We start from the raw sequence: 11474 nt of genomic DNA on the forward strand, positions 1-11474 counted from the left end.
GACTGCGACACTTCCGCAATTTAGGGCTCCGCCTGCCCGGCTTTCTCGGCAAGCGCAACTCTGGTACCAGCGGCCGATTATCTGGCTAACCCATTTTGAGGCCGACATGCAGTTCATCGATCTTGGCGCGCAGCGCGAACGAATCCGCGACCGGCTGAAGGCCGCGATCGACCGTGTCGTTGACGAGGGCCGCTATATTCTTGGCCCGCAAGTCACCGAATTCGAGAACAAGCTTGCCGCCTATATCGGTACCAAGCATGTCGTGGCCTGCGCCAACGGCACCGACGCGCTGCTGTTGCCGCTGTTTGCAGCCGGCGTCGGCCCGGGTGACGCGGTGTTCGTGCCGAGCTTCACGTTCGCCGCCACCGCCGAAGTGGTGGCGCTGGCCAAGGCCGCGCCGGTGTTCGTCGATGTCGACCCGCACAGCTACAACATCGACATTGCCAGCCTCGAAGCGGCCATTGCCATGATCAAGAAGGAAGGAAGGCTGAAGCCGAAGGCAATCATTCCCGTCGATCTGTTTGGCCTTGCCGCCGATTACGAGGCGATCATGGCGATCGCCAACCGCGAAGGCCTGATGGTGATCGAGGATGCCGCCCAGTCGATGGGCGGTTCGCTCGACGGCAAGATGTGCGGCTCCTTCGGTGCGGTCGGCTCGACCAGCTTCTATCCGGCAAAACCGCTTGGCTGCTACGGCGACGGCGGCGCGATGTTCACCAATGACGATGCGCTGGCCGAACAGCTTCGCTCGTTCGCCTTTCATGGCAAGGGCGAGACGCAGTACGACAATGTCCGCGTCGGAATCAATTCGCGGCTCGACACGATACAGGCGGCGATCCTCATCGAGAAGCTGGCCATTCTCGAAGACGAGATGGTCGCCCGGCAGGTCGTGGCACAGCGCTATGCCGATGGGCTTGGCGACGTCGTTACCGCCGCCCGCAATCTGGACGGCAGCCGTTCGGCCTGGGCGCAATACGCCATCGAGACGCCGAAGCGCGACGGGCTGAGGGCGCATCTCGGCGAAAAGGGCATTCCGTCTGTCATCTACTATGTGAAGCCGCTGCATGCCCAGGTCGCTTATCGCGATTATCCGCGCACGCCGACCGGCCTTGCCGTTTCGGAAGACCTGCCGAAGCGGATCCTGTGCCTGCCGATGCACCCTTATCTCAGCGAAGCCGACCAGGACCGCATCATCGAGACGATCCGCAACTATATAGGCTCGAATTCGGCGCAGGCAGCGGCCGAGTAAGCTACCGGGCCTTCTCAGGCGGGGCTGACCCCTGCCCCGCCGCTGGCAATGAAATGCGGATTGGCGAAATCCTCGTCGTCGCTTTGCCGGCGCTTCCCATAGACCAGAGGCTGGCCATCGAGCGTGCGCGTCATGCCACCGGCGGCGCGCAGGATGGCGTCGCCTGCCGCCGTGTCCCATTCCATGGTGCGGCCGAAGCGCGGATAGACATCAGCCTCGGCACTGGCGAGAAGGCAGAATTTCAAGGACGAACCGACCGAGACGATTTCGGCGGCACCAAGGTCGCGAATATAGGCCTCGGTTTCCGGCGTGTTGTGGGAACGGCTGGCGACGACGGCCAGAGGCGCCACGGCCCTTCTCACCGAGATCGGCCGGCGGCCGACGATCTGGTAGCCGCCATCGATTTCGAGAGATTCCGCCCTTCCCGGCAGGCCGGAAAAGAAGCGGCCCGCGCAGGGCGCAAAGACGACGCCGACTTCCGGCACGCCATCGCGAACCAGCGCTATGTTGACGGTGAAATCGGTGCGGCGGTTGACGAATTCCTTGGTGCCGTCGAGCGGATCGATCAGGAAGAAAGCCCCATTTAGGTCGGGCGGCACGATACCGGCGGAAGCTTCTTCCTCGGCCACGCAGGGGATATCGGGAAATGCGGCACGCAGTCCGGCGAGAATGATCTTTTCGCTCTCGCGGTCCGCCTCGGTCACCGGCGAGGCGTCGGACTTGCGGTCAACCGCACAGCCGGCGTGGAACACGCGCATCACCTCGCGCCCGGCCGACAAGGCCAGGCGCTCGAAGATTTCAAGCATCAGCCTGTCGTCAGATGCCGCCGCCGCTATCGTATTGGTCTTCGGCAATGTCGCGCTCGTTCAGCCAGTGTTCCAGGGCGTCGACCATCTCTTCGGCCGATTTGCCGAGTGTCTGCAGATGGATCTCCGGGGTTTCCGGCGCTTCATAAGGGGAATCGACGCCGGTGAAATTCTTGATCTCGCCATTCAGCGCGCGCGCATAGAGGCCCTTCGGATCACGCCTGGCGCATTCCTCGAAGGGCGTATCGACGAACACCTCGACGAATTCTCCGTCGGCCATCAATTCACGTGCCATGCGCCGTTCGGCGCTGAACGGCGAAATGAACGAAACAATGACGATCAACCCGGCATCGGCCATCAAACGCGCCACCTCGGCGACGCGGCGGATGTTCTCGACGCGATCGGCATCGGTAAAGCCAAGATCGCGATTGAGACCGTGACGGACGTTGTCGCCGTCGAGGATATAAGTATGACGGCCGGTGGCGAACAGCTTCTTTTCGAACAGGTTGGCGATGGTCGACTTGCCGGATCCCGACAGCCCGGTGAACCAGAACACGGCGGGCCGCTGGTTCTTCATGTCGGCGCGCACGCGCTTGCCGACATCGAGCGACTGCCAATGGATGTTTTCGGCACGACGCAGCGAGTGCAGGATCATGCCGGCGCCGACCGTGGCGTTGGAGATGCGGTCGATCAGGATGAAGGCGCCGGTTGTGCGGTTTTCGGCGAAGGGATCAAAGGCGATCGGCGTCCGCGTCGAGATGTTGCAGATGCCGACTTCGTTCATTTCGAGCGACTTGGCCGCTTCATGGGCAAAGTCGTTGACGTTGATCCGGTATTTCAGATCGGTGACGGTGGCGCTGGTCTGGTCGGTCTCGGTGCGCAGGATGTAGGAGCGGCCCGGCAGCAGCGCATGCTCGTCGAACCAGACGATGTTGGCGGCGAACTGGTCGGCGACCTGCGGCCGTGCGGCAGGCGAAACCAGCATGTTGCCGCGCGAGATTTCGACTTCGTCGTCGAGGACGAGCGTGACGGCCTGTCCGGCAGCCGCCTGGGCGAGATCGCCGCCATACGAGACGATCCGCTTGACGCGCGAGGATTTGCCCGACTTGGCGACAACGACCTCGTCGCCGGGCGCAACCGAGCCGGAAGCGACCGTGCCGGCAAAGCCGCGAAAGTCGAGATTGGGACGATTGACATACTGGACCGGGAAACGGAACGGCAGTTCGACCATCGCTTGGTCGACCGACACGGTTTCGAGATGCTCGATCAGCGTTGGGCCGGAATACCATTCCATGCTTTCCGACCGACGGCTGACATTATCGCCATAACGGGCCGACATCGGGATCGGCACAATGGTCTGGAAGCCGAGATCGCGCGAGAATTGCCCGTAGTCTTCGACGATCCGGTCGAAAACCGTCTGATCGAAATCGACAAGATCGATCTTGTTGACGGCCAGCACGACGTGGCGGATGCCGAGCAGCGAGGCGATGATCGAATGTCGCCTTGTCTGGCGAAGCACACCCTGCCGGGCATCGATCAGCACGATCGCCAGGTCGGCGGTCGAGGCGCCGGTGGCCATGTTGCGGGTGTATTGCTCGTGACCAGGTGTGTCGGCGACGATGAATTTGCGCTTCGGCGTGGCAAAGAAACGGTAGGCGACGTCGATCGTGATGCCTTGCTCACGCTCGGCCTCGAGGCCGTCGACCAGCAGTGCGAAATCGATGTCGTCGCCCGTCGTGCCATGCTTGCGCGAATCGCGTTCGAGCGCGGCGAGCTGGTCCTCGAAAATCTGCTTGGTGTCGGACAGCAGGCGCCCGATCAGCGTCGACTTGCCGTCATCGACCGAGCCGCAGGTCAGGAAGCGCAGCAGCGACTTCTTCTCCTGCGCCGCCAGATAGTCGCGAACGCCGTCGGTGGGGGCGAGGCTCTTTGCCATGATGTGGCGCATGGTCAAAAGTACCCCTCGCGCTTCTTCTTTTCCATCGAGCCGGCTTCATCGCGGTCGATCAGGCGCCCCTGCCGTTCGGATGTCCGTGCCGTCAGCATTTCGCCGACGATGGCTTCCAGCGTGTCGGCCTCCGATTCGATGGCGCCAGTCAGCGGATAGCAGCCAAGCGTGCGGAACCGCACGAGCCGGTTCTCCACTGTCTCGTCGGGGCGGAGTTTCATGCGCTCGTCGTCCCGCAGGATCAGCATGCCGTCGCGTTCCACCACCGGCCGTTCCTTGGCGAAATAGAGCGGCACGATCGGGATACTTTCCTGCAGGATGTACTGCCAGATATCCAGCTCGGTCCAGTTCGACAGCGGAAAGACGCGGATCGATTCACCCGATGCGATGCGGGTGTTGAATATCTTCCACATTTCGGGGCGCTGGTTCTTCGGATCCCACACATGCTGGGCATTGCGGAAGGAAAAGATGCGCTCCTTGGCGCGCGATTTCTCCTCGTCGCGACGTGCGCCGCCAAAGGCCGCGTCGAAGCCGTATTTGTCGAGCGCCTGGCGCAGCGCCACGGTCTTCATGACATGGGTGTGGGTGTTCGAACCATGGTCGAACGGATTGATGTTGTCGCGCACGCCGTCTTCGTTGACATGAACCAGGAGATCGAAGCCGAGTTTCTGCGCCATCTGATCGCGAAAGGCGATCATCTCGCGGAACTTCCACGTCGTGTCGACGTGAAGAAAGGGAAATGGCGGCTTGGCGGGATAAAACGCCTTCATCGCCAGATGCATCAACACGGATGAATCCTTGCCGACCGAATAGAGCATGACCGGCTTGGCAAAGGCGGCCGCAACCTCGCGGAATATATGGATGGACTCGGCCTCAAGCCGCTGAAGATGCGTAAGCGCTGTTGTCATGGACCGTGGGCGTTCTTTCGTATTTCCAACAGAAGACCTGCCTCAAATCATCGAGCTTTTGCGCCCGGTTCGAGCCTTGTTTCTGGACAATCTTCCTCGTGCCGGCGTTCTAGCAGATCGCCGTTGTCAAGAACAATGCAAGACTGGCCCGGCCGCACATGGTTCGAGAATGAATTTTCCACAGATACCATCAAACCCGGAAATTCCTGCCCGCAAGCTCAACAACCGAGAAAACGCGGGGAAAATATTGCTTGAATGGCCGGCTACGGCTTTCAAGCGACTTCCCTTGGCCGACCGTCGCCTGCCGCCGATTTTCGGTGGCAATCCACCAGATACACTATCGAAAACGGGGGGCGGCCGCTATACCAGCTTCGGCAGCGGGCAAGCGCGTTATGAGGCATGGGCAATTTCGAGGCGAGCGCATTCAACTTCGCTAAACAAGATCCGCCGCATGACACTTGCCGAAAACAGCGAGCCCGAAAATTGAACCGGCTTTCATCCCTCACACAGCAATTCTCGCCTTCGCGGATCAACAACTACTTCTCCATCCTTTGCTTCTTTTTTCCACCGGTTCTGGGGTCGGTGGTCAGCTTTGTGTTCAATTGCGGAGGCCTTTCGTCCGCCCTGCTGATTGCTTTAGGGAAAAGGCGCTTCAACGCCGACCGGCCCATGATCTGGATGACGGTCGCGATCTATGCCTACTGCGCCGCCAATCTCCTGGCGTCCATCGTCAACAACTCGTTTGTCCGGGATGCGCCGCATCTTATCCCGCTCGTCACCTTCCTGTTTTTTCCCGTGTCCTATTCGACCTGGAGCAACACGCAGAAAACCACGCTTGCCCGCATCGTCGTGCTTTCCAGCATGGCCGCCTGCTTTGTCGCGCTGCTCATGGCCGTCATCCAGCAATATTGGATTGGCGTCAGGGCGGAGGGGGGAGCCGGAAATCCGATCGTCTTCGCAACCGTCGTCTGCCTTGCCGTGGTGACGTGTGTGGCTGGCGCCTTGTCCAGTATTGAGCAAGCCCGGACACCCCTCTTCTACGCGACACTGGCCGGGACGATCGCCGTCATCTATTCCGGCTCGCGTACCATCTGGCTGGCACTGCTGATTGCCGGCATAGCCGTCATGTTGATCAACCGGCACAGGCTCAGGGGCAGGAATGCCGTTCGCCTGCTGCTGCTGCTGGCGGCAGTCGGCGTCGTGATCGCCGCTTCCAGCTTCCAGGCGATATCCGGGCGGGTCGACTTTTTGCGCTCCGATTGGGGTGCGCTTGGAGCTAGCGGCAACTACGACACCTCGTTGGGAATACGTGTTGCGCTTTGGGAGATCGGCCTCAAAGCATTCCATGACATGCCACTGTTCGGGCACGGTGTGGGTGCAACCCAGCTTCTGATCAAACAGGGCTTTCATGAGCAGTTCGCGATGGACACAGGCTTCAACCATTTCCACAACGGCTTCCTGACCGCCTTGGTGCAAGCAGGAATTCTGGGCGCCGTGACGCTGGCAGCGATCTTTATCGTTGCCGCTGGAAATGCCGCCCGGGTCTTGCGAAGCAGCAGCGATCCGAACGAGCGGTTCGGCGCCACCATGATTGTCGTCGTGGTGATCACCTATCTGACGGCCGGAATGACAGGCATCCTGGTCGGCCATGACATTCTGGACTCGGTGCTGATGGTCTTCCTGGTGAGCGGAACATATCTCGCCTCCGGACGTCATGTTCCTTTGCTGGACGAACCGGCACTTGCACCAGTCACGCAAGACCTGTCTCGGGCAAGGCCATGAAGGTTCTGGTCACGGGCGCGACAGGTTTCATCGGGCGTCTTGTCGTGCGCCACTTACGCGAAGCCGGTGCCGAGCTTCGCCTCGCCTCCCGCCATCCCGAGAGGCTTGGTTCGGAGAACGAGACTGTGCCGATGCCCGGCTTCGATGCGCCGGCCGCCGCCTTCCTGGAACTGACCCGGCATATGACTGACGTCGTCCATTGCGCTGGCCTCAACAATGATCGGGGAAATGCAACCGAAGCCGATTACCAGGCGGCCAATGTGGAACTGAGCGCAAGGCTGGCGCATGCAGCGGCGGCCCAGATAAGCGGACGTTTCATTCATCTCTCCTCGATCCGGGCGGTGATCGGCGCGCACGTCAGCGCAACGATCGACGAGGACACGCTTCCTGCCCCACAATGCGCCTATGGACGCTCGAAGCGCGAAAGCGAGATCACGGTTTTGGACGCCTATGCGTCGCATGGCCGCTCCGACGCCGCCGTGTTGCGCCTGCCTCCGGTCTATGGAAGTGGCATGAGGGGAAATCTGGCAACGCTGATGCGCCTTGCCGATACGCCGCTGCCGCTGCCGACTGGTGCCTTGACCGGAATCCGTTCGCTGATGTCTTCCGAGGCCGCGGTGCGAGCAGTGTCGCACCTGCTCAGCCATTCCGGGCTGCTTCGCCCGATCTATGTCGGCGCCGATGTGCCGCCGGTCGCCCTCGACGCCGTCATCGCCGTCTTTCGCAGAGGTTTGGGGCGGCCTGTGCGCCTGATGGCGATGCCGGCCGGGCTGATACGGCCGGTGGTGGCCGCACTCGGCAGGCGGGCGTTCTGGGACAGCCTGACCGCGACACAAATATGCGACCCCGCCCTGCTGGTATCGCAGGGGTGGACGCCCGAAGCCGGCACGCTTGAGCGGCTGGCCGAGCTGGCGCGGCTCAGCAGATCCTGACTTTCTTGCTTGACCATGATCTTTTCATGGTCTGCTCAGCGGTAGAGCGTTCCAAACAGGATCCGAAGATCGAGCCAGAACGACGCGGTGCGGAGGTAGGCAGCATCCGTTTGCGCCAAGAGCTCCGGGTTAGACATGTCGATGCCCCTGATCTGGGCCAGGCCGGTTATGCCCGGCAGCGCCGCCAAAACCCCCAGCCGCCTGCGACACTCGATCAATTCCGTCTGGGTCGGCAGGCAGGGCCGCGGCCCGACCAGGCTCATTTCCCCCTTCAAGACGTTCCAGAATTGCGGCAGCTCATCGAGCTTGAACTTCCGCAAGACCTTTCCAACCGATGTCACGGAATCCGCCGGCGCCTCATGCGAGGGTAGCGACGGCGTCCCGACATACATCGTGCGCAACTTGTGGCAGCGGAAAAGCCGACCGTCACGGCCGACCCGCACCTGTGAAAAAATAGCCGGGCCCGGCGACGATGCCCGAACGGCAAGGACGGTGAGCGCCAAGACAGGAGATGTCGCCACCAGCAGCAGAGCCGCACCGGCAAGATCGAAGATTTGCTTGGCTGCCTTCATGAACGGCCGATAGTGCTCCCTGCCGAAGTCCCGAGGCAATGCCGCAGGCCAATGCCGTCAATCCGGTCGACGTAGCATGAGCCGATCTCTTGACCAAGCGCGCCACGCAGCCGTCGCAATGTTCAGATGCGCCCCAGGACGAAGGCGAGATAGAGCCCCAGGTTTCCGGAAACGGTCTGCCGATAGACGCCGCTTCGGCGCAAGCCTGCCAAGCGGCGGAAAAGGCCGCCGTCGCGCCCGCGGGTGAAAAGGTCGAGGCACACCATCGCGTCCTCGGTCAGGAGGTCGCGATTGACGGCAAGACCGTCAAGGTTGAGGTCCGTCCAGCCGGCGAATTCCCCCTTAAACAGGCGGCCAAGCCGGGACACCCTTGCTTTCCAGGATACGTTGGCGCCGACCAGGTTTGCCGCATGCTGCCGGTAGCGCACCAGCGGCCGCGGATCGTAGCGGACGATGCCGCCGGCGGCGGTCACGATGAGATAGGCCCACCAGTCGTGGCTGACGAACCCGGTCCGCATGCAGGCCCTGGCCAGCAGGTTGCGTGCCGCTGCGTTGAGCAGGATGGTGTTGCCGCCGGCGATGCTTTGCACAAGCGCGTTGCGAAAGGTTGGCGGCCGGGCAAACAAAGGCGAATGGCCGACAAGGCTTCCTGTTTCCGTCATGGTCGCGGTTCGCGAACAAAACATCAGCGGGATTTTCGCATCCTGGGTCCGCATCCAGTCGATAGCGCTCTCCAGCCTGTCGGGCTCCCAGATATCGTCCTGGTCGCAGAAGGCATAGCAGTCCGCCTCGATGCGTCGATCGACGATCATGGAGCGGAAATTGGCGGCGAAGCCTTGCCGCGGCCCCTCGACGAGCGTCATTCGACACTTGGGCCGCCAGCGGGATTTCCATGCCTCGATGATGGCGGTCGTGCCATCGACGGAGCCATCGTCGGATATCCACAGGTCGACCAGAGGGTGCGACTGCTCGAGCAGGGACTGCAGCTGCTCCTCGATGAAGGCGGCGCCGTCTTTCGTGCCCATCAGGACCGCGATGCGCAGATCATCTTTGCTCACGAGCAAGATCGCTTTCTGATTCTGATTGGATCTATCTCTTTGATTTGGCGCAATTCCCAAAGGTAAGCGCCGTGCGCTTTTCCCGGAATTGTTCTAGGTCGCCTGCCCGGCCGTCTTCGGAATCGCGTCTTGACGTGCACTTGCCCTGGCCTTCTTGGCGCGGTCGAGACCTGCCAATGCGGCGAGCGCGGCAGCCTTGTCCTGGTTTTTCGCCGACTGCTGCAGCGCCGTGAGCGCGACCTGGACATCCGACCATTCCACGACGTCCGTGCTGAGGCCGAAAATCTTCGAGATGCCGAGTTCGACGAGTTCCTCGTCTTCGCCATGCAGCGTTTCGTGGAGTTTTTCACCCGGCCTTATGCCGGTGAACCGGATCGCGACGTCCTTGTATGGGCTCTTTCCGGACAAGCGGATCATCGTTTCGGCCACTTCAAGGATCGGTACCGGCTTGCCCATGTCGAGCATATAGACGGCATAATCGTCTCCGCTCTGCCGCGACGCGGCATCGGCCGCCGACATGATGACGAGATCGACGGCTTCGGCCACGGTCATGAAATAGCGTGTCATGCGCCGGTCGGTGATGGTGACGGGCCCTCCGGCCTCGATCTGCGCCTGGAATATGGTCGCCACCGAACCATTGCTGCCGAAGACGTTGCCGAACCGCACTGCAATGAACTTGGTGGCCGGGCGACGCCCGCTTGTCTCGCCTGCCGGCGTGCCATGCAAGGCGCTGATGATCTGTTCGGCGGCCCGCTTCGTCATGCCGAGCACTGACGAGGGATCCACCGCCTTGTCGCTCGATATCAGGACAAATTGCGCAACCCCGCACTTGGCGGCGACCTCGGCACAGACGAGCGTTCCGAAGATATTGGTCTGGATGGCCGAATCCCAGTTTTCCTCGAGCAGCGGAACATGCTTGAGGGCCGCGGCATGAAAGATGATGTCCGGCCGGAATTCCGTGACGACACGCGTTATCTGGCGCCGGTCCGCGACATCGACGATGCGGACCTTGAGGCGGTCGTGGTCCTTCTCGTCAACATACTGGCTCAGCTGGAAAATGCCGAACTCGGAGTTGTCGGCGACCAGCACCGCCTCGGCTCCGAGTTCCAGCGACCGCCTGACCAGCGTCTGACCGATAGAACCGGCACCGCCGGTCACCAGAACGCGTTTGCCGCCGACAAAGGCGCCGATACGCTGGATATCGGACGCGACCGTCGGCCGGCGCAGGATCGTTTCCATCTCGACGGTGTCGAGAACCAGCTTTCCGTGCTGTTCCAACTCCGAAAGGCCTGAGAACTGCACCACATTTATGTCGCCGTGCCGGGCAATGCGCACAAGTTCCGAATAGTCCTCGATTTCGTGCTCGGCGCCGCTGCCGAAAATCAGCAAGTCCAGGCTCTTGGTGCCGGTCGCATAGTCTTCCAGGACATCGATCAGGCGCGGCATTGTCGCCACCACGGGAACACCTTGAATCCGCGTGCCCAACGGTGCGCCGCGCTCGGTGGCCATGATGCCTGCGATGGAATAGTCCGCCGGTTGCGCCGTGCGCGTGAAGCGAATGATCAGGTCGGCCTCGCCGAGCCGGCCGACAAACAGAGCGCGCTTGGCCTGCTGGTCGGTCTTGCGGCTCAGAATCCCCCAGCTCGCGCCGTCACGCAGGAAGCGGTAGAACAGCCGGGGTGCCGATATGATGGTGAAGGAGACGAGGAAGAAGACGATGAACTGACGCTCGTTGAGCCCCGCCACCGGCCGGTAAAAACGCAGCAGCAGCGACGCCATGTAAAGAGTGAACGTCAAAATCGCGCAGCTCTTCAGGATGTTGAAAAAGTCCGGCGTCGAGGCGAAGCGCCAGACAGTGGTGTAAAGGCCACTGTAGCGGAACAACAAATGGCTGATGACGACGATGCCCGCCCATGTCGCCAGACCCTCGTTGGAGAACGCTTCGAACGAAAGATTCGACCGCGAAAGAATAAGGCTGAGTGCCACGGCGACCAGGACCATGACCACGTCCTGGACCATGATGAAGGCGCGCCGCATCTGTGGCCTGAGCCCGAACACAGCTTCTAGATGGGAATTCATTGGACGGCACTAGACTCCAGGCTCAAGGGCATCGACACCAGCGAAGTGCGAACACGAAGATACTTCGCGATCAATCACCTTACCCACGTGCCATCCCCGACCCCCGCCGTCCTGTATCGCATACTGCGGGTGCGAGGGCA

At 61.6% G+C, this 11474-nt stretch carries 10 protein-coding genes; 4 read left to right on the top strand and 6 right to left on the bottom strand.

Annotation, left to right across the window (positions count from 1 at the left end; translation table 11 throughout):
- Positions 1–106: 106 nt before the first annotated feature.
- Positions 107–1249, top strand: coding sequence for a DegT/DnrJ/EryC1/StrS family aminotransferase (locus MESCI_RS24805; RefSeq protein ID WP_013532708.1), 1143 nt, complete (start codon positions 107–109; stop codon positions 1247–1249).
- 14 nt (positions 1250–1263) lie between these two features.
- On the opposite strand, the gene cysQ is transcribed toward MESCI_RS24805, so the two are convergent.
- Genes cysQ through cysD form a run of 3 tightly spaced genes read right to left on the bottom strand, consistent with a single transcriptional unit; the run spans position 1264 to position 4911 of the window.
- Entirely contained in the window at positions 1264–2055 is a 792-nt protein-coding gene (cysQ, locus tag MESCI_RS24810; RefSeq protein WP_063170189.1) for a 3'(2'),5'-bisphosphate nucleotidase CysQ, read from the bottom strand.
- 10 nt (positions 2056–2065) lie between these two features.
- Positions 2066–4003, bottom strand: a complete 1938-nt coding sequence (gene cysN, locus MESCI_RS24815; protein WP_024503688.1) for a sulfate adenylyltransferase subunit CysN — start codon at positions 4001–4003, stop codon at positions 2066–2068.
- Between the two features lie 2 nt (positions 4004–4005).
- Entirely contained in the window at positions 4006–4911 is a 906-nt protein-coding gene (gene cysD / locus MESCI_RS24820; RefSeq protein WP_013532711.1) for a sulfate adenylyltransferase subunit CysD, read from the bottom strand.
- Here cysD and MESCI_RS24825 point away from each other — a divergent pair.
- Genes MESCI_RS24825 through MESCI_RS24835 form a run of 3 tightly spaced genes read left to right on the top strand, consistent with a single transcriptional unit; the run spans position 4910 to position 7625 of the window.
- A complete protein-coding gene (locus MESCI_RS24825; protein ID WP_127224166.1) occupies positions 4910–5398 on the top strand; it encodes a hypothetical protein in 489 nt (162 codons plus the stop codon). The two genes, cysD and MESCI_RS24825, sit on opposite strands and share 2 nt — an antisense overlap.
- Positions 5395–6693, top strand: a complete 1299-nt coding sequence (locus tag MESCI_RS24830) for an O-antigen ligase family protein (RefSeq protein ID WP_013532712.1) — start codon at positions 5395–5397, stop codon at positions 6691–6693. The genes MESCI_RS24825 and MESCI_RS24830 overlap by 4 nt, the downstream gene beginning before the upstream one ends.
- Positions 6690–7625, top strand: a complete 936-nt coding sequence (locus MESCI_RS24835) for an NAD-dependent epimerase/dehydratase family protein (protein WP_013532713.1) — start codon at positions 6690–6692, stop codon at positions 7623–7625. Before MESCI_RS24830 ends, MESCI_RS24835 begins: the two co-directional genes overlap by 4 nt.
- 35 nt (positions 7626–7660) lie before the next feature.
- Here the strand turns inward: MESCI_RS24835 and MESCI_RS24840 are convergent, their stop codons facing one another.
- The 3 genes from MESCI_RS24840 to MESCI_RS24850 all read right to left on the bottom strand — a co-directional run bounded on the left by MESCI_RS24840 (position 7661) and on the right by MESCI_RS24850 (position 11334).
- Positions 7661–8197 (bottom strand): sugar transferase, encoded by a 537-nt coding sequence (locus MESCI_RS24840; protein WP_013532714.1) that lies wholly within the window; start codon positions 8195–8197, stop codon positions 7661–7663.
- A 122-nt stretch (positions 8198–8319) separates the two neighbouring features.
- Positions 8320–9255, bottom strand: a complete 936-nt coding sequence (locus tag MESCI_RS24845; protein ID WP_013532715.1) for a glycosyltransferase family 2 protein — start codon at positions 9253–9255, stop codon at positions 8320–8322.
- A 93-nt stretch (positions 9256–9348) separates the two neighbouring features.
- Complete coding sequence (locus tag MESCI_RS24850) at positions 9349–11334, bottom strand: nucleoside-diphosphate sugar epimerase/dehydratase (protein WP_063167692.1); 1986 nt, start codon at positions 11332–11334, stop codon at positions 9349–9351.
- Between the last annotated feature and the right edge of the window lie 140 nt (positions 11335–11474).

Origin of the sequence: Mesorhizobium ciceri biovar biserrulae WSM1271 (assembly GCF_000185905.1) — a bacterium.
GTDB lineage: Bacteria > Pseudomonadota > Alphaproteobacteria > Rhizobiales > Rhizobiaceae > Mesorhizobium > Mesorhizobium ciceri.

Bases quoted from the DNA above. Each gene is read 5' to 3' on its own strand.
- cysQ (WP_063170189.1), bottom strand. From the start codon at position 2,055: ATGCTTGAAATCTTCGAGCGCCTGGCCTTGTCGGCCGGGCGCGAGGTG.
- MESCI_RS24835 (WP_013532713.1), top strand. From the start codon at position 6,690: ATGAAGGTTCTGGTCACGGGCGCGACAGGTTTCATCGGGCGTCTTGTC.
- cysN (WP_024503688.1), bottom strand. From the start codon at position 4,003: ATGCGCCACATCATGGCAAAGAGCCTCGCCCCCACCGACGGCGTTCGC.
- MESCI_RS24825 (WP_127224166.1), top strand. From the start codon at position 4,910: ATGGACCGTGGGCGTTCTTTCGTATTTCCAACAGAAGACCTGCCTCAA.
- MESCI_RS24840 (WP_013532714.1), bottom strand. From the start codon at position 8,197: ATGAAGGCAGCCAAGCAAATCTTCGATCTTGCCGGTGCGGCTCTGCTG.
- cysD (WP_013532711.1), bottom strand. From the start codon at position 4,911: ATGACAACAGCGCTTACGCATCTTCAGCGGCTTGAGGCCGAGTCCATC.
- MESCI_RS24850 (WP_063167692.1), bottom strand. From the start codon at position 11,334: ATGAATTCCCATCTAGAAGCTGTGTTCGGGCTCAGGCCACAGATGCGG.
- MESCI_RS24805 (WP_013532708.1), top strand. From the start codon at position 107: ATGCAGTTCATCGATCTTGGCGCGCAGCGCGAACGAATCCGCGACCGG.